The sequence below is a fragment of the Chryseobacterium sp. L12 genome (genome assembly GCF_056133985.1).
In genome coordinates, this window is sequence record NZ_JBVYOF010000028.1 from 1 (window position 1) to 16,378 (window position 16,378).

Below are 16,378 nucleotides of genomic sequence, written 5' to 3' on the forward strand. Positions count from 1 at the left end.
AATTTGTATATTATGAATTGATTTACAAACTAAACCGTAGATAGTTTGAAGACAGATTCTTTGAAAGGTTCGTTATTGCTAATATGACAGGATTATTATTAATTGCGGATATTCAAAATTAATTTTAATGTATTTGTTTTAAATGTCTTAATAAATTTAATTATATTTATAAATATTTATTTATTGCTATTAATTAATGTGGTATTTAGCTTTATTTAACCTATTCACAATATTTTAATTTTAAAAATGATTTTTATGAAAAAAAAATTACTTTTTCTAAATGCAGTTTTTCTGCTGAGCTCATCTTTATACAACGCACAGATCAACAGAATTTCTTTTGAGACCTCAGAAGGATATACTGTAGGAAATCTTGGCAGTCAACAAGGCTGGACTTATTGGGGTGGAATACCGCCTGCAAATGCACAGATCGTTAATAATAATGCAACGCACGGGGTAAATTCTCTGAATGTAATCAGTAACGAAGATGTACTTGATTTCTGCGGAATGGAAAAAAACATCGCTTCTTTAGTAACCAGCAATGATATTGAAATTTCTTTTGATTATCGTTTTAGTGGTCTTGACGGATCTGATTATGAAATGGCAGTGTATAATGATGGTACAAATTATTATTATACCGCAGCCTTTAAAATCAGTTATCTGACAGGAGCATTAAGTTACAGAACGTCAACCGCATTTGTGGCAGGTCCTGTTTTGGCACCTAATCAATGGCATAATCTGAAAATGGTTATTAAAAAATCTGACAATACATTACAATATTTTGCTAATGGAACTCAAATTTATACCGGCGCACTGGGAACATATAAGAATTCACAGATTATAGATTTTATTTACGATGATTATGGTACAGGTTTCAGGGTAGATAATATCAGTATTAATAATCTTTCCGTTCTTTCTACTCAGGATAGTTCAAAGAAAGAAAGAGTTAATGTTTTTCCTAATCCGGCTACAGAAAAAATAAGCATTGAAACCGAGAGTAAAATTGAAACGATTGCCATTTATGATGGTCAGGGGAAAATGATGAGAAATTACGCTGAAAATGGAATTTCGAACGGTAAAATTATTGATGTTTCAGATTTTGCATCAGGAATGTATCTGGTGAAAGTAAAAACCAAAACGTCTGAATTTACTAAAAAAATCATTAAGAAATAATATTGAGAAACTGTAATCAGCTGTCTTTTAAAAGCTCATAGTTTTAATTCTGATAAAATAATTTTTAAACAATTTGTTTGAAGGCTTTTTATTAAATTAGCACCAATAAAATTTTATTATATGATTTCCGGAAAATATCTAGAAAACCTACAGAACGAGTTGAAAAATATTGAGAATGACGGTCTTTATAAAAGAGAAAGAATCATCACATCTCAGCAAAGTGCCGAAATTGAAGCTAATGGAAAAAAACTGCTGAACTTTTGTGCCAATAATTATTTGGGACTTTCTAATCATCCGGAAGTAATGAAGGCTTCACAGGATATGATTGCTTCTCATGGTTACGGGATGTCTTCTGTACGTTTTATTTGCGGAACTCAGGATATTCATAAGCAGCTTGAAGAGAAAATTTCTACTTTTCTTGGTTTGGAAGATACTATTTTATATGCTGCTTGTTTTGATGCTAATGGTGGTGTATTTGAACCTTTATTTACCGAAGAAGATGCGATTATTTCAGATGAACTGAATCATGCTTCAATTATTGACGGAGTTCGTCTTTGCAAAGCGGCAAGATACCGTTATAAAAACAACAATATGGAAGATCTGGAAGCGCAGCTCATTGCAGCTTCTGAGAAAAATCACAGATTTAAAATTATTGTTACGGACGGCGTTTTTTCTATGGACGGAATTGTTGCTGATCTGAAAGGAGTGTGTGATTTAGCAGATAAATATGATGCTTTGGTAATGGTAGATGATTCTCACGCTACAGGTTTCATAGGGAAAACAGGGCGTGGAACTCATGAAGCTAATGAAGTAATGGGCAGGGTAGATATTATTACCTCTACTTTAGGAAAAGCTTTGGGAGGTGCTTTAGGCGGATTTACTTCTGGTAAAAAAGAAATCATTGATATGCTTAGACAGCGTTCCAGACCTTATCTTTTTTCAAATTCTCTGGCTCCGGGAATAGTTGGTGCAGCAATGAAGGTTTTGGATATGATTTCCGATGATACAAGCCTTAGAGACAAAGTGATGGAGAATGCAGAATATTTCAGAACAGAAATGAAAGCAAAAGGTTTTGATATTCCTGATGGTGATGCAGCTATTGTTCCTGTAATGCTTTACGATGCTCCTTTATCGCAAAAAATGGCAGAAAAACTGATGGATGAAGGTATTTATGTTATCGGATTCTTTTACCCTGTTGTTCCGAAAGGAAAGGCAAGAATCAGAGTTCAGCTTTCAGCGGCTCATACAAGAGAGCATCTTGATAAAGCAATAGCAGCTTTTGAGAAAGTGGGTAAAGAATTGGGTGTCATTTCATAACAAATTGCAGCGTATTTAATATTTGAGAATAATAATATCAAAGATTATATTGAAACAATAAAGCCAAAGCTGAAATTCAGCTTTGGCTTTATTTATATTGTAATATTTTTTAAACTAGAATTTCAAATCTCCGTTTACTTCTCTTACCGCTTTTGCAGCTTCAGCAAACTTCGCTTTTTCTTCTTCTGTTAAAGTAATGTCTACGATTTTTTCTACTCCGTTTGCACCGATGATTGCCGGAACTCCAAGGCAGATATCGCTTTCTCCGTATTCTCCGTCAAGCATCAGTGAGCAAGGGATCATTTTTTTCTGATCACAAGCAATTGCCTGAACCATTACAGAAACTGCTGCACCTGGCGCATACCATGCAGAAGTGCCTAGAAGTTTTGTTAAAGTAGCCCCGCCTACTTTAGTTTCTTCAATAACATATTTCTGCTTTTCATCATCAAGAAATTCTGTTACCGGAACACCATTTCTTGTAGCTTTGCTTAATAATGGTAACATTCCTGTATCACTGTGAGCAGCGATTACCATCCCGTCTACATCAGAAATCGGAGCTTCAAGAGCTTCTGCCAATCTGTATTTGAATCTGGCAGAATCTAATGCACCACCCATACCAATGATCTTATGCTTAGGAAGACCGGAAGTTTTGTGTACAAGATAAGTCATAGTATCCATTGGGTTAGATACCACAATAATGATTACTTCAGGAGAATTTTTTACTAAGTTTTCAGTAACTTCTTTTACAATTCCTGCGTTGATACCAATTAATTCTTCTCTTGTCATTCCCGGTTTTCTTGGGATACCAGAAGTGATTACTGCTACATGAGAACCTGCTGTTTTGCTGTAGTCTCCTGTTGTACCTGTAATTTTTGTATCAAATCCGTTCAAAGATGCAGTCTGCATCAAATCCATTGCTTTTCCTTCTGCGAAACCTTCTTTAATGTCTACTAAAACTACCTCTGAACAGAAGTCTTTCATTGCGATGTATTCTGCACAACTTGCTCCTACCGCGCCTGCACCTACTACAGTTACTTTCATAATGTGTACTTTTTAATTATTTATTTTTGTTTAGTCTTTCTTTTTATTTGAACTTCCCAAATGTACAAATTCCCGAAAAATTGAGCAATTTTTCAGGAATTTTAATTTTTATTTAAGATCTAACCGATGTTGATAAGAAATTCATACATTTTCTTTGCTCCGGACAAGACCTTATCATGGTTTTCTTCTTTTATCTGATTATCCAGAACTTCTTTAAAGCTTTTCCACATCGTTCCGGTCTTTTCCTGATAACATCCAAAAAAATAAAAGCTTATATCTTCAAATCCTTCAGTCTTAGAAAGCTGTTTAGCAATAACATTTCCACCCAAAGTAGATCCTTCAATCACATATAGAGCTCCCAAAGCTTCAGATTCATTAGAAATATCAAACGAAAATGTTGAATCATTTTTCAGCTGAAGTGATGAAAAATCCTTTTCGATAAGATGAAATTTTTTTCTGTTTTCCAGCTGAAGCTTTTCGCTGTATTTTTCATTTAAAAGATTAAAGATTTTCTCTTCACTATGAAGAAGCATCAGGTAATTGTTATAAATGATTTTCTTGTAATCTTCTAAGGTGAAAGTTTTACTGAATATTTTATGTGATTGAAAAAGTTTTTCGGCGGTATCGTGATATTCGGCTGTATTTTGTTTAAGATATTCAGAGAGCATTATTAACTTCGTTTTTGATGATGGAAGGTTTTTGAAAAGTAAGTATAAAACAGGTTCCGTTTTTATTGCTTTCATAATCAACACTTCCTCCCAGTCTCATCATGATTCTGTGCACGATAGATAATCCTACACCATTTCCTTTAAATTGTTTGGCATTATCCATCCTGTTGAAAATCTTAAACATTTTGTGTTTGTTTTCTTCAGGTATTCCGATTCCGTTATCTTTTATCCGGTAGATAATTTTATCACCTTCATCAGTTCCTTCAATCTGTACGACCGGCTTTTCCTGATTTGATGAATATTTTATTGCATTGTTAATAATATTTAAAAATACCTGATGCAGCATGGTTTTATCTGCGAGAACTTCAGGACATTCTTTTATAACGATCAGACTCTTCGGACTACCAAAAGTGATTTTGGCGTTTTCGGTTATTTTTTGAATGGTAGCATTCGTCTCAATTGTTTCCAGCTTAATCTCAATATGTTTTGCTCGGCTTAGCTGAAGGACATTCTGCATCATTTCCGCCATACTGTCAATTTCTTCTATGATCGAATTGATTTTGTTTTTCTCGGCAGTTTCGCCAAGAGATTTTAAAAGCATCTGTGCATTAAGTTTCATTACAGTAAGCGGAGTTCCCAGATCATGCGAAATGGTGTACGAAAAACTGTCGAGTTCTTCGTTTACCCTTTTGAGCTGATCGTTAAGTTTTTTTATGGTAATGTATTGCTTGTGCGAAGTCTCCAGAATTACGTCCCTGATCAGACTAACAGAAATAATGTTGTTGGAACTCCATTTTTTGGAGCTTCCTTTAATGTTTTCAGTAAATACTTCAAAAGATTTTCTTGGTGAAACGGTATGTTTTTCTATACCGTTATCCAGAAAAACATCAATTTCTTTCTTTGGATTTCCTGCCCAGTTAATATGTTCATCAAATTCTTTTCTGAACCAGATCATCATTTCGCGTTTTGTTCTTTCTACAAAATAAATAATGATACCTGCTGTTTTATAATCTAATCCTAGCTCTTCTCCGTGATTCTTCAGAAAACTGTTGCTGCTGAAAATATTATCTGTGGTATTTTTGTAAGCCCATTCAATAATTGAGAATATTTTTTTCTTATCAGGAGTAATTCCTTCAAGTACCATATCCTGATCCGAAACAATAGCGAGTCCGTCTGCTTTAGGGATTTTTCTTAGCTCTGCTTTGTTGGCATCAAGAGCTTCAAACAAAGTTCCGTGCTTCAAAAATTCAGATTTAAGAAAGTTTAATTTTTCGTTTAAATTAATCCTGTATTCCAATTCTCTTTTAGATTTAAAAGAAGAATAGGCATTAGAAGCTAAAACGGTAAAAATCCCGGCCTGCACTCGATCTTCAAGATCAATATGTTTTGGATCTTTGTTTTGGCAGGTTACCAATCCCCAAAGCTGATCTTCTATAATAATAGAAATGCTAAAACTGGATGAAGATCCTGAATTTTTGATATATTGCCCATGAATAGGTGCCATGGCTCTTGTTGCGGCGAAAGTAAGATCAATATCTTTTTTGGTATGGCTTAATATTTTTACTGGTTCGGAATAGACATTAGAAAAAATTCTTTTTCTCTTTTTTTTGTACAATTCTCTGGCTTGTCTAGGGATGTCATATTCGGGATAATTCAGCCCCAGATAACTTTCGAGGTTGCCGTTGTTTTTTTCAGCAACAACTCTTCCGGAACCGTCTTCCATAAACTGATAAACCATCATCCTGTCATAATTTATGATCTTCGAGATGGTTGTAAGAAGCTGATCCCAGATTTCCTGTTCAGTGTCAATTATATAAAAATTATCATATTTGCTGGTAATTCTTTTATTTCTGTTTTCAATAACCGCTTCGAACTCTAAAAATATATATTGATTGGATCTGAATACAGAAAAATGATAAATTTTCTCATTAATGGTAATTTTGTCAAAATAAGTTTCGTTTTCTCTTCTTGAAAGAAAATCTGCATTTTCAAATATATCTGATGCCAAAACTGTCTGAAAAGTTTCAGGGAAATCTGAAATTTTTTTACCTAAGAGAGAAGATGTGTTTTCAATTTTGAAAACATCTTTAATATTTTCGCTAAAAAAAGAAATGGTATGATAAGCTGTGTCAACGCCAATCAGATAACCAAAACTTTGGATGTAACCCGGTGTATGTATGGGTTCATCGTGGCATTCCACAAAATTCATATTAATATAATAATTACCAAAGATAAAAAAATATTATGCAAAATGACATATGGATAGTATGTAATATTAGATCTTTAATAATAATTAACAAAAATTAAAATTTATAAATATATTTTTGGTGGTTGAATTAGATTTATTATACATATTCTTTTATCAAAGTTAATTATTTATAAAAATAGATAAAAGAATGCTCTTAATAATTCATTAAAAATATTTAAAAGCTACAATATTTGCCTGCAATATCATAAAAGGCTATTTTAGTCTAAAATTTTTCAAAACATTTTTTTAAGAAAAATAAATCAAATTTAAAATGAAAATTTATACTAAAACAGGAGATAAAGGCGAAACAGCTTTGTACGGAGGAACAAGAGTTTCCAAAGCCAGTGCAAGAGTGGAAAGTTATGGTACTATTGATGAACTCAATTCTTTTATAGGAATTGCCAAGAGTCATATTGACGATGAGGAGGTTTTGAAGCAGCTTAAAAAAATTCAGTTTGATCTATTTACTGTGGGCTCTGAAGCCGCAACGCCCGTTGATAAACTTTTTTTGGCAAATGGAAAATCAAGGCTGACACTTGTTATTTCGGATAAAGAAATAGAAGAACTTGAAAACTGGATGGATGTTTTTGATGATAAGCTTGAACCTCTACAGTATTTTATTCTTCCGGGAGGCGGTAAATCTGCAACTTTTTTGCATGCAGCACGAACGATTTGCAGAAGAGCGGAGCGGTCTTTAGTTTTCTTAAATGAGTCTGAAGAAGTACGTCCTGAATTGATTAAGTATCTAAATCGTCTTTCAGATTATCTTTTTGTTTTGGCGAGATATATATCAAAATTAAACAACGAACCGGAAGAATACTGGAATCCGAATGAAAGATAAAGCATTACTTTTCATTAACGGAGAAGCTCCCAAATCTCTTCCGGATTTAGAGGACTATTCTTTTATCGCCTGTACAGACGGGGCTTTTCATTATTTGAAGCGATTAGGTTTTCCTTTAGACGAGCTAGACTTTATCTCCGGTGATTTTGACTCGCATTCCGGAGCAGACGAAAATGTATATGAAGATAAATTTATTTATACTCCCGATCAGAACAAAACAGATTTTCAGAAGGCTTTAGAAATTATTTCAGAAAAAGGCTTTAAAAATATTGATGTTTTGGGCGGAAGCGGCGGTGAGCAGGATCATTTTTTGGGAAATCTCACAGTTGCTTTTTCTTTTAAAGAAAATTTAAACATAAAGTTTTACGACGAGTTTTCTGAATATTTTTTTATTCCCGATAATTTTGTGTTGGAAAATGTAAAAGATAAAATGATATCTCTTTACCCTTTTCCCTATGTTGAAAAGATTTCTACGTCCGGACTTAACTGGGTTTTAGATAACGAAAACCTGAGCATGACCTCAAAAATCGGAAACCGTAATTTTGCGGTAGAGAATGAGGTGAGCATTAATTATGAAAAAGGAAACCTGCTTGTTTTTATAGGAAAAAAGTATGTGTAGATGCTGCAATTACAGTATTTTATTTTTTGAAAATTTTAATAGAATTTAAAACCCAAAAACCAAACTTTTTTAGCAATTTTGCATTCTTAATTTACTCGTTCAAAAATGAAGATAAAATACTCGGAACTTATTGATCAGACCTTATATTTTCCAACGGAAGAATTTAATGTTTCTGAGAACAATTTGTTGTTTCATGATATTCCGCTGATGGATGTCGTTGAAAAGTTTGGAACGCCTCTAAAGGTAAGTTACCTCCCGAAAATTTCTCAGAATATCCAGAAAGCAAAAGGCTGGTTTAAAGAAGCTTTCGAGAAAATTGATTATAAGAAAGAATACAGATACTGCTATTGTACCAAATCCAGCCACTTCAAGTTTGTAATTGAAGAAGCGTTAAAAAATGATATTTCTATAGAAACTTCATCGGCTTATGATATGGATATTGTAAAGTCGCTTTATAATGAAGGAAAGGTTTCTAAAGATATTGAAGTAATCTGCAATGGTTTCAAAACGGATGATTATCTGGCGAAAATTTCAGACATGATCAACAGCGGTTTTGAAAATATTACCCCGATTCTTGACAATTACCGTGAGCTTGATAAACTTACGGAAAGTATTGATAGTACTTTTGATATCGGAATCAGGATAGCTTCTGAGGAAGAACCGAAATTTGAATTTTATACTTCCAGATTAGGAATAGGATATAAAGACATTATCCCGTACTATAGCCAGAAAATTGCGGAGCATCCTAATGCAAGACTGAAAATGCTTCACTTTTTCATCAACACCGGGATAAAAGATACAGCTTATTATTGGAACGAATTATATAAGTGTCTTCGTGTATATGCGCGTCTGAAGAAAATTGCACCGGAAGTCAATTCTCTGAATATCGGAGGTGGTTTTCCAATCAAAACTTCTCTCAACTTTGATTATGACTACCAGTATATGGTGGAAGAAATTGCTTCCCAGATCAAAAAATTCTGCGAAGAGGAAGGAGTGGAAGAACCTAATATTTATACAGAATTCGGAAGTTTTACGGTAGGAGAGAGTGGTGCTAATTTATACAAAATTATTTCTCAGAAACGCCAGAATGACAGAGAAAAATGGAACATGATTGATTCTTCTTTCATGACTACACTTCCCGATACATGGGCAATTTCGAGACACTTTATCATGCTTCCTTTAAATCGTTGGGAAGATTCTTATGAAAGGGTTTTTCTCGGTGGATTAACTTGTGATTCAGACGATTATTATAATTCTGAGCAGCATACCAATGCTATTTACCTTCCTGTTTTCAGCGATACTAAACCTCTTTATATTGGCTTTTTCCATACCGGAGCTTATCAGGAAACGATAGGAGGTTATGGAGGTGTGCATCATTGTCTGATGCCACAGCCAAGACATATTCTGATCCAGAAAGATGAAAACGGTGAGTTTCAGTATGAAATTTTCAGAGAAAAACAGGAGCCGGAAGATGTTTTAAAATTATTGGGATATTAAACAATCTTCTCAACTACATAGTTTCTAAAAGGAATTTATAAACAGCCTTTATCATCAATAAAATTAAATTATCAGGTTTAGGCTGTTTATGAATAATACTTTAAAAAGGATTTTCTATCCTAAGTAATGTCTTTTGCAAAGCTGCAGTTTATAAAAAAGTAGAATCAAAATAAAACGGAAGCAAATCTTTTATAGATGAAACTTTGATGATATCATCATTCAGATTCGCAAAATACAGTTCAATATTTTCATTTTGTTTGGTTTCATATTCCATAATACTCTGTCTGCAGGCACCACAGGGAGGAATCGGTGGATTTTTTTCTGAAAATTCTTTCGGTCCGCCCACAATAAATATTTTCTTAATTTTTTGATCCGGATAATTTGCTCCAATCCAGAAAAGTGCTGTTCGTTCTGCACATAACCCGGAAGGAAAAGCTGCATTTTCCTGATTGTTGCCGGAAAAAATCTCACCATTCTCCAAAAGAACTGCACAACCGACAAAAAACTCAGAATAGGGAGCGTAAGCATTTTTTCGTGCGATTTTTGCCTGCTCGAAAAGTTTTTGTTCTGTTTCTGTCAGTTCAGTTTTGCTTTTAAAATGATTGTACTTTATTGCTATGTTTTTTTCCATAATGTATTTAAAAAGGGGGCGTAAATGTAAACTATTTTAATGACTTGGGCAATAAACCTTTCTCAATCTATTTTTTGTATTTTTAGTGCATTAAAAATTAAGCTTAATGTTATATTCTCCAATAAAATTCAGAAATGTAGAACTTAAAAACCGATGGGTAATGTCCCCTATGTGTATGTATTCTTGTGAAAACGGACTTGCAAATGATTTTCATTTTGTACACTACGGCAGCAGGGCTCAAGGCGGAACAGGACTTTTGATCGTTGAAGCAGCTGGTGTAGAACCGAAAGGAAGGATTACGAACCACTGCATGGGAATCTGGAATGACGAACAGGCTGAAGAATTAAAAAAAATTGTACAATTTGTACATCAGCATTCAGATAGTAAAATAGGTATTCAACTCGCTCATGCGGGAAGAAAGGCTTCAACGTGGAACAATGTTCAGACTTCATTGGAAGATGGCTGGGAAACTCTAGCTCCGAGTGCAATTCCTTATCAGCAAGGAGAAAGGGTACCTCATGTATTGACTCTTGAAGAAATAAAAGAACAAGTTCAAAATTTTAAAGAAGCTGCAAGAAGATCTGTAAAAGCAGGATTTGATGTGATTGAAATTCATGGTGCGCACGGCTATCTTATACATCAGTTTTTATCACCATTATCCAATATCAGAAATGATGAATATGGCGGGAGTTTTGAAAACAGAATCAGATTTCTGATTGAAATTGTGGATGCCGTGAACGAAGAGTTAAATGAAAATGTTGCGCTTTTTGTAAGGATTTCGGGTACAGAATATGCCGAAAATGGCTGGAATATTGATGACAGCGTGAAACTTGCGCAGGTTTTAAAGAATCATGGAGTAGATTTGATAGATGTTTCCAGCGGAGGAAATATCCACGGAGCTAAAATCTCTGTATTTGACGGTTATCAGGTGCCTTTTTCTTCAGCAGTAAAAAATCAGGCAAATGTACAGACAGGAGCAGTAGGATTGATCACTACAAGTCAGCAGGCAGAAGAAATTCTTCAGAATGGTGAGGCAGATCTTATTTTTGTAGCAAGAGAGATCCTAAGAAATCCTTATCTTGCTGTTCAAGGCTCATTTGAAATGAAAGAAGATTGTTTTTTTCCTCATCAGTATTTGAGAGCAAAAATTTCTTAGATTTGTGAAATAATAATTAACAGACGATGCACATAGAAGATTTTATGCTTCCGTGTCCCAGCAAAAAGTTTTTGGGAATAGAATGTTTTGGCTGTGGAACGCAGAGGGCAATTGTTTTGGTATTTCAGGGGAAGTTCTCAGAAGCATTTCAGATGTATCCTGCGGTGTACACTCTTCTGATGTTTTTTGGCTTTGTAATACTCAATTTTTTAGACAAGAAAAGAAATTACGGTCAGATATTGATATTTTTAGCCATAATTAATGCAGTCATTATGGTTTTTTCTTATTTTTATAAACATTTTTCAGCTTTTTAAACTAAACATTAAAAATTATATTATGAATCAACAAAAATTACCCAATGCTACAGCTGTTCTTGTTTTAGGAATTGTTTCCATTGTGGGGTGCTGCTGTTACGGAGTTTTAGGGCTTATTGCAGGTATTGTAGGACTTGTGCTTTACAAGAAAGATATTGCACTTTACAATGCCAATCCGTCTCTTTATTCTGATTACAGCAATCTGAATACGGGTAGAATCTTATGTATCATCGGTTTGATATTAAGTGCTCTTTACTTAGTAATTAATATCATTTTCATTGCGGTGTTTGGTCTTGAAGCAATTTCTGATCAGGAATTGATGCAGGAAAAAATGAGAGAGCTTTTAGGGCAATAAGATATTATAGATAGATATAATGGCTGTTTTATTCTAAATAAAGCAGCCATTTTTTTTGAGTAATCAGCCATTTTATTTAGTTGTTAATACATTGAATTTATACTTGTTTTTCTTTTTGGAATAATTATTGGCTTTTTATCAAAAAATTATTTTATGAATTCAGACACTATTAAAACAATCGCGAAATACGGATTAGGAGCAATGTTGATTACCGCAGGAATCGGACATCTGACCTTTGCAAGAAAAGAGTTCCAGGCGCAAGTTCCGGAATGGGTTCCGCTCGAAAAAGATGATACTGTTGTTTATTCGGGAATTGTAGAAATTGCGATGGGAACCGCCATTATTGCAGCACCCAAAAAATATGAATCTTTTGTAGGAAAACTTGCCGCAGGATTATTCACCGCTGTTTTTCCGGGAAACTATACCCAATACAAAGAAAGAAGAGATGCTTTCGGACTTGATTCTGATAACAAAAGATTAGCCAGACTTTTTATGCAGCCACTTCTTTTGCTTTGGGCGGTTAAATCTACGGATTAATCAATTAATGTTTTAATATATTGACCTGTTTTACAACAGGTTTTTTTATGATTGATATATAATATTGATTATATTTGTATCAGTATTAGACATTAAAATAAATAAGATTATGATAGCTGAAATTGAAAAATTTATTGAAATACAAAATAATATAGATGAGATTTTAAAAAAATCTCCTTTTAAAATGTCTTATATCATTGAAAAATCAGGAATTAAAAAACCAACATTTTTTAAAAAGCTAAAAGAGAAAAGATTTACTCCTGAAGAGCTTTTAAGAATTTCAAAAACTATTGAGCCCATTTGGAAAAATGAAACTAAAGAAGAGATTCTTGAATCACTAAAAAAAAGTGAAGAAGATTTTCGAAATGGTAGAGTTCATGATTACAAAGAGGTAATGAAAATGACAAGATTACGTTTGGAAAACTATAAACATGGAAATTAATTTTTCTGACGAATCACTTTCTGATTTAAAAAATATTGAAGAATACCTTCTCAAAAAATGGAATATCAGCGTTTTTGAAACTTTCTAATAAAATTAGATGAAGTTATTGATATTATTACTGAAGGTAATGTAGTTTTCCAAAATTACGAAAGTACTAAAGACCATAAAATTTTAATTACGAAACATAATACTTTGATCTATATTGTTGAAGACAATGTTTTAAAAATAATCAAAACTCTCCAAAATTATCAGAATCCATCAGAAAACTATAAATCCATTAAAGATTAAAAACTTTATTAACCGTGAACTTAAAATTTAAACCGATTATTTTTATTTTTCTTTTTGTACTGATGGGATTTTATGGTATTCAGGATATGAAGTTAATGTATCCATCATATTTCCCCAAACCTGTTTATAATTTCAGGAAAAATCCGCTCAAGAGTTCTACGGTAGAACTGGGAAGAAAGCTTTTTTATGATCCGATTTTATCCCGGAATAATACCATTTCCTGTTCATCCTGTCACAATTCTAATCAGGCATTTTCCCACGCAGGAAATCATTTAAGCAAAGGAATTGAAGAAGGAATCGGAGAACGAAATTCACCGGCGATCTTTAATCTGGCGTGGCAAAAAACTTTTATGTGGGATGGAGTGGTGACTAATATTGATGTGCAGGCTTTAGCTCCGATCAATCATCCTAAAGAAATGGGAGAAGACATTAATGCGGTAGTAAGAAGACTGAATAAATCAAAAGAATATAAAACGCTTTTTTACAGAAGCTTCGGTGACAGCATTGCAACGGCAGAACGAGCCATGAAAGCACTTTCGCAGTTTCAGCTCACGTTTGTTTCTGCTGGCTCAAAATATGATAAAGTAAAGCAGAAAAAAGCCCAGTTTAGCCAATCTGAGCAGGATGGTTACGAGCTTTATAAGGCAAATTGCAGCTCATGTCATGCAGAGCCGCTTTTTTCAACCTATGATTTTGCCAATAATGGACTTCCTATTGATCCCGCACTTAATGATTACGGAAGATGGAATAAAACGATGGAACCGAAATATAAACAGATGTTTAAAATTCCGAGCCTTAGAAATCTGGCATTTACTTATCCTTATATGCATGACGGAAGGTTTCAAACTTTGGACGAAGTTCTGGATCATTACGAAAAAGGAATTGAAAAATCTCCCACTTTAGCAAGCCAGCTTCAAAAGCCAATTATTTTTAGTGCAAAGCAAAGGGCTGATCTTCTGCAATTTTTGTCAGCTTTGAATGATTCTGCATTTATTTCTAATCCTGCATATCAGAAAAAATAGATACATCAGTTAAAGATAATCAGTAAGCGATCTCCATTTTTACCTTTTTATTTTTCAGTCTTTCAGAGCTTAGCTTTTTGAGTAGTGCATTGACTTTGCTTCTGGAAACCGCAACATAAGAAGTAGTGTCTTTTACTTCGATCAATCCCACATCTTCTTTTTGGAGCTCACCTTTTTTCATCAGAAATCCTACAATATCTACTTTGTTAACTTTATCTTTTTTTCCTGCGCTGATATATATCGTCTGAAACGGAGTTTTTTCCGGAACTTTGGTGAATTCTTTTACGTCTTCAACCGGAACATCGTTTTTGATGAAAGGAAAATTTTCCTCTTCCGTCATAATGAGATATACAAAACCTTTGGCATTCATTCTTGCAGTTCTTCCGTTTCTGTGAATAAAAGCATCTTCTTTGGGCGGAAGCTGATAATGAACAATAGATTCCACTTCAGGAACATCCAGTCCTCTTGCTGCAAGATCGGTTGTAATTAAAACTCTCGCAGAATCGTTCCTGAATTTCAGCAGAGCACGCTCTCTTTCATCCTGTTCCATTCCGCCATGAAAAGTTTCACGGTCAATGCCTTTATCTTTTAAAAGCTCAGAAATACGGTCAACAGCTTCTCTGTGATTGCAGAAAATAAGCGTTCTTTTGTTTCCTATTTTGCAGATGAGGTGAAATAAAGTATCCAGTTTCTCTTCTGAAATGGTCATTACTTTTCTCAGCTGAATATCAGGTTTGTTTTCTCCCAGTTTCAGGAAATCAACCAATTTTTCATTCTGAAGTCCTGTAAATTTTGGGATTTCGTTCATTGCTGTAGCAGAAGTCAGGATTCTTTGGGATAAACCTTTTAAATTTCCGATAATATATTCCATATCTTCCTGAAAGCCCAGTTCCAAAGCCTTGTCAAATTCATCCAGAACTAAAGATTTAATGGTGGAAGCATCAAAGTTTCTGTTTTGAAGATGGTATTTAATTCTTCCCGGCGTTCCTATCAGTACAGCAGGAGCTTCAGTCAGATTATTGATTTCAATTTTTTTATCGTGTCCTCCGTAGCAGACGGAAACTTTGAAATCTGTTCCCATTGCTTTAAAAACCTGCTCAATCTGCAGTGCGAGTTCTCTTGCAGGAACCAATATCAAAGTCTGAACTCCAGATATGTTTTTTTTAAGATTTCTGAGAACCGGAAACAGAAACGCCAGCGTTTTTCCCGAACCTGTCGGAGATAATAAAATAACGTCTGTATTTTTTTCTGTTGCTTTGAATGCAGATTTCTGCATCTGATTCATCTCCTGAATCTTAAGATTCTGATAAATTGACTGTAATTCCATGTTGCAAAGGTAAGCGAAAGATTTTTACTGTAAATTGAATAAATTTAAAGAAATTTGCTAAACCTTAAACCTTAAAAATGTCTCCCGAAAAAAGAAAGCTCATTACCGACAGTTTCAACCGTTCCGAAACCTTAAAATTCTACAAAGCAGAATTACTGGAAGCTGAAACCGATTTTATTTCCATTAAAATTCCGAAAATGGAACTCATGACCAGAAAGGCAGGAATGTTTAACGGAGCTATGATTGCTTCTTTAGTTGATGTTTCTTCCGGTTATGCAGCAGTAAGTCATTACGAAGAAGATTGCTACGTTGTGACGGTTGAGCTTAAAGTTAATTATCTGCGTCCTGCGATTGGTGATGCGTTGGTTTCAAAATCTTATGTTGTAAAAGGAGGTTCTAAAATTAGTGTGATCAGAACTGAAATTTATATCGTCAACGATAATAATGACCATGAAAGTCATGTGGCTACTTCTCTGGTAACGATGATGAAAATCAAATAACCGCCGTAATTAAAAAGTTTTTTATAATTTTAATAAATAAATTTCAATATATGAATCTGATTATCCGTTTGCTTATTACTGCAATAGTTGCATTTTTTCTCACAAAACTTTTGCCAGGTGTTCACTTTCAGAGCTTTTCAGCGGCAGTTATTTTTGCAATTGTGCTGGGAATTTTAAATCTTATTGTAAAACCGGTTCTGAGCCTTTTCAGTCTTCCGCTTACGATCATTACATTAGGTTTTTTTGCATTGGTTATTAATGCCGTTATTGTTCTTATCGCAGATTACTTTATAGACAGCATGAATGTTGACGGATTCTGGTGGGCTTTTATATTCAGTATTGTTTTGTCATTTATTACTTCTCTGGCAAATTCCATGTTTTCAAAAGATTAATGGTAATTTTCTT

Annotated in this window: 18 protein-coding genes; 13 read left to right on the forward strand and 5 right to left on the reverse strand. The window is 33.9% G+C overall.

Translation table 11 applies throughout. The features are described 5' to 3' along the window. The first annotated feature begins 255 nt into the window (after window positions 1-255). Together AC0NBN_RS14395 and kbl are read left to right on the forward strand one after the other, a co-directional pair. A complete protein-coding gene (locus tag AC0NBN_RS14395; protein ID WP_160812030.1) occupies window positions 256-1,170 on the forward strand; it encodes a T9SS type A sorting domain-containing protein in 915 nt (304 codons plus the stop codon). 120 nt (window positions 1,171-1,290) lie between these two features. Continuing rightward, window positions 1,291-2,487, forward strand: coding sequence for a glycine C-acetyltransferase (gene kbl, locus AC0NBN_RS14400; protein ID WP_143883427.1), 1,197 nt, complete (start codon window positions 1,291-1,293; stop codon window positions 2,485-2,487). 114 nt (window positions 2,488-2,601) lie between these two features. Here kbl and AC0NBN_RS14405 read toward each other — a convergent pair whose 3' ends face one another. The 3 genes from AC0NBN_RS14405 to AC0NBN_RS14415 form a co-directional block, all read right to left on the reverse strand. Then, window positions 2,602-3,528 (reverse strand): malate dehydrogenase, encoded by a 927-nt coding sequence (locus AC0NBN_RS14405; RefSeq protein WP_160812031.1) that lies wholly within the window; start codon window positions 3,526-3,528, stop codon window positions 2,602-2,604. A gap of 119 nt (window positions 3,529-3,647) precedes the next feature. Then, window positions 3,648-4,196 carry a biliverdin-producing heme oxygenase gene (locus tag AC0NBN_RS14410; RefSeq protein ID WP_160812032.1) on the reverse strand — a complete coding sequence of 183 codons (549 nt, stop codon included), beginning with the start codon at window positions 4,194-4,196 and terminating at the stop codon, window positions 3,648-3,650. Beyond that, on the reverse strand, window positions 4,186-6,405 hold the full coding sequence (locus AC0NBN_RS14415) for an ATP-binding protein (RefSeq protein ID WP_160812033.1): 2,220 nt from the start codon (window positions 6,403-6,405) through the stop codon (window positions 4,186-4,188). The genes AC0NBN_RS14410 and AC0NBN_RS14415 overlap by 11 nt, the downstream gene beginning before the upstream one ends. 310 nt (window positions 6,406-6,715) lie before the next feature. On the opposite strand from AC0NBN_RS14415, the gene AC0NBN_RS14420 reads away from it, so the two are divergent. The 3 genes from AC0NBN_RS14420 to AC0NBN_RS14430 all read left to right on the forward strand — a co-directional run bounded on the left by AC0NBN_RS14420 (window position 6,716) and on the right by AC0NBN_RS14430 (window position 9,401). Further along, window positions 6,716-7,285, forward strand: a complete 570-nt coding sequence (locus AC0NBN_RS14420; protein ID WP_143883430.1) for a cob(I)yrinic acid a,c-diamide adenosyltransferase — start codon at window positions 6,716-6,718, stop codon at window positions 7,283-7,285. Then, complete coding sequence (locus AC0NBN_RS14425) at window positions 7,275-7,904, forward strand: thiamine diphosphokinase (RefSeq protein ID WP_143883431.1); 630 nt, start codon at window positions 7,275-7,277, stop codon at window positions 7,902-7,904. Before AC0NBN_RS14420 ends, AC0NBN_RS14425 begins: the two co-directional genes overlap by 11 nt. Window positions 7,905-8,009: 105 nt before the next feature. After that, complete coding sequence (locus AC0NBN_RS14430) at window positions 8,010-9,401, forward strand: type III PLP-dependent enzyme domain-containing protein (RefSeq protein ID WP_160812034.1); 1,392 nt, start codon at window positions 8,010-8,012, stop codon at window positions 9,399-9,401. A gap of 148 nt (window positions 9,402-9,549) precedes the next feature. Here AC0NBN_RS14430 and cdd read toward each other — a convergent pair whose 3' ends face one another. Next, window positions 9,550-10,032, reverse strand: a complete 483-nt coding sequence (cdd, locus tag AC0NBN_RS14435; RefSeq protein WP_160812035.1) for a cytidine deaminase — start codon at window positions 10,030-10,032, stop codon at window positions 9,550-9,552. A gap of 106 nt (window positions 10,033-10,138) precedes the next feature. On the opposite strand from cdd, the gene namA reads away from it, so the two are divergent. The 6 genes from namA to AC0NBN_RS14465 all read left to right on the forward strand — a co-directional run bounded on the left by namA (window position 10,139) and on the right by AC0NBN_RS14465 (window position 14,146). Continuing rightward, the gene (gene namA / locus AC0NBN_RS14440; protein WP_160812036.1) at window positions 10,139-11,188 is read left to right on the forward strand and encodes an NADPH dehydrogenase NamA; all 1,050 of its coding nucleotides are present in this window, start codon (window positions 10,139-10,141) and stop codon (window positions 11,186-11,188) included. A 26-nt stretch (window positions 11,189-11,214) separates the two neighbouring features. Beyond that, a complete protein-coding gene (locus AC0NBN_RS14445) occupies window positions 11,215-11,502 on the forward strand; it encodes a DUF2752 domain-containing protein (protein WP_143883434.1) in 288 nt (95 codons plus the stop codon). A 22-nt stretch (window positions 11,503-11,524) separates the two neighbouring features. Then, the gene (locus AC0NBN_RS14450; RefSeq protein ID WP_143883435.1) at window positions 11,525-11,857 is read left to right on the forward strand and encodes a CCC motif membrane protein; all 333 of its coding nucleotides are present in this window, start codon (window positions 11,525-11,527) and stop codon (window positions 11,855-11,857) included. Between the two features lie 153 nt (window positions 11,858-12,010). After that, complete coding sequence (locus AC0NBN_RS14455; RefSeq protein WP_143883436.1) at window positions 12,011-12,394, forward strand: DoxX family protein; 384 nt, start codon at window positions 12,011-12,013, stop codon at window positions 12,392-12,394. Between the two features lie 109 nt (window positions 12,395-12,503). Further along, the gene (locus AC0NBN_RS14460; protein WP_143883437.1) at window positions 12,504-12,836 is read left to right on the forward strand and encodes a hypothetical protein; all 333 of its coding nucleotides are present in this window, start codon (window positions 12,504-12,506) and stop codon (window positions 12,834-12,836) included. A 302-nt stretch (window positions 12,837-13,138) separates the two neighbouring features. Then, entirely contained in the window at window positions 13,139-14,146 is a 1,008-nt protein-coding gene (locus AC0NBN_RS14465) for a cytochrome c peroxidase (protein WP_160812037.1), read from the forward strand. A 19-nt stretch (window positions 14,147-14,165) separates the two neighbouring features. Here AC0NBN_RS14465 and AC0NBN_RS14470 read toward each other — a convergent pair whose 3' ends face one another. After that, a complete protein-coding gene (locus AC0NBN_RS14470; protein ID WP_160812038.1) occupies window positions 14,166-15,473 on the reverse strand; it encodes a DEAD/DEAH box helicase in 1,308 nt (435 codons plus the stop codon). 77 nt (window positions 15,474-15,550) lie between these two features. Between AC0NBN_RS14470 and AC0NBN_RS14475 the strand changes: the two genes are divergently transcribed. Beyond that, window positions 15,551-15,973 carry a PaaI family thioesterase gene (locus AC0NBN_RS14475; RefSeq protein ID WP_143883440.1) on the forward strand — a complete coding sequence of 141 codons (423 nt, stop codon included), beginning with the start codon at window positions 15,551-15,553 and terminating at the stop codon, window positions 15,971-15,973. A 50-nt stretch (window positions 15,974-16,023) separates the two neighbouring features. Further along, window positions 16,024-16,365: a phage holin family protein gene (locus AC0NBN_RS14480; RefSeq protein WP_143883441.1), complete on the forward strand. Its 342-nt coding sequence runs from the start codon at window positions 16,024-16,026 to the stop codon at window positions 16,363-16,365. The last annotated feature ends 13 nt before the right edge of the window (window positions 16,366-16,378 follow it).

What these genes read in the sequence shown, in the direction of transcription:
- AC0NBN_RS14395 (WP_160812030.1), top strand. Translation starts at nt 256, where the DNA reads ATGAAAAAAAAATTACTTTTTCTAAATGCAGTTTTTCTGCTGAGCTCA.
- kbl (WP_143883427.1), top strand. Translation starts at nt 1,291, where the DNA reads ATGATTTCCGGAAAATATCTAGAAAACCTACAGAACGAGTTGAAAAAT.
- AC0NBN_RS14405 (WP_160812031.1), bottom strand. Translation starts at nt 3,528, where the DNA reads ATGAAAGTAACTGTAGTAGGTGCAGGCGCGGTAGGAGCAAGTTGTGCA.
- AC0NBN_RS14410 (WP_160812032.1), bottom strand. Translation starts at nt 4,196, where the DNA reads ATGCTCTCTGAATATCTTAAACAAAATACAGCCGAATATCACGATACC.
- AC0NBN_RS14415 (WP_160812033.1), bottom strand. Translation starts at nt 6,405, where the DNA reads ATGAATTTTGTGGAATGCCACGATGAACCCATACATACACCGGGTTAC.
- AC0NBN_RS14420 (WP_143883430.1), top strand. Translation starts at nt 6,716, where the DNA reads ATGAAAATTTATACTAAAACAGGAGATAAAGGCGAAACAGCTTTGTAC.
- AC0NBN_RS14425 (WP_143883431.1), top strand. Translation starts at nt 7,275, where the DNA reads ATGAAAGATAAAGCATTACTTTTCATTAACGGAGAAGCTCCCAAATCT.
- AC0NBN_RS14430 (WP_160812034.1), top strand. Translation starts at nt 8,010, where the DNA reads ATGAAGATAAAATACTCGGAACTTATTGATCAGACCTTATATTTTCCA.
- cdd (WP_160812035.1), bottom strand. Translation starts at nt 10,032, where the DNA reads ATGGAAAAAAACATAGCAATAAAGTACAATCATTTTAAAAGCAAAACT.
- namA (WP_160812036.1), top strand. Translation starts at nt 10,139, where the DNA reads ATGTTATATTCTCCAATAAAATTCAGAAATGTAGAACTTAAAAACCGA.
- AC0NBN_RS14445 (WP_143883434.1), top strand. Translation starts at nt 11,215, where the DNA reads ATGCACATAGAAGATTTTATGCTTCCGTGTCCCAGCAAAAAGTTTTTG.
- AC0NBN_RS14450 (WP_143883435.1), top strand. Translation starts at nt 11,525, where the DNA reads ATGAATCAACAAAAATTACCCAATGCTACAGCTGTTCTTGTTTTAGGA.
- AC0NBN_RS14455 (WP_143883436.1), top strand. Translation starts at nt 12,011, where the DNA reads ATGAATTCAGACACTATTAAAACAATCGCGAAATACGGATTAGGAGCA.
- AC0NBN_RS14460 (WP_143883437.1), top strand. Translation starts at nt 12,504, where the DNA reads ATGATAGCTGAAATTGAAAAATTTATTGAAATACAAAATAATATAGAT.
- AC0NBN_RS14470 (WP_160812038.1), bottom strand. Translation starts at nt 15,473, where the DNA reads ATGGAATTACAGTCAATTTATCAGAATCTTAAGATTCAGGAGATGAAT.
- AC0NBN_RS14475 (WP_143883440.1), top strand. Translation starts at nt 15,551, where the DNA reads ATGTCTCCCGAAAAAAGAAAGCTCATTACCGACAGTTTCAACCGTTCC.
- AC0NBN_RS14480 (WP_143883441.1), top strand. Translation starts at nt 16,024, where the DNA reads ATGAATCTGATTATCCGTTTGCTTATTACTGCAATAGTTGCATTTTTT.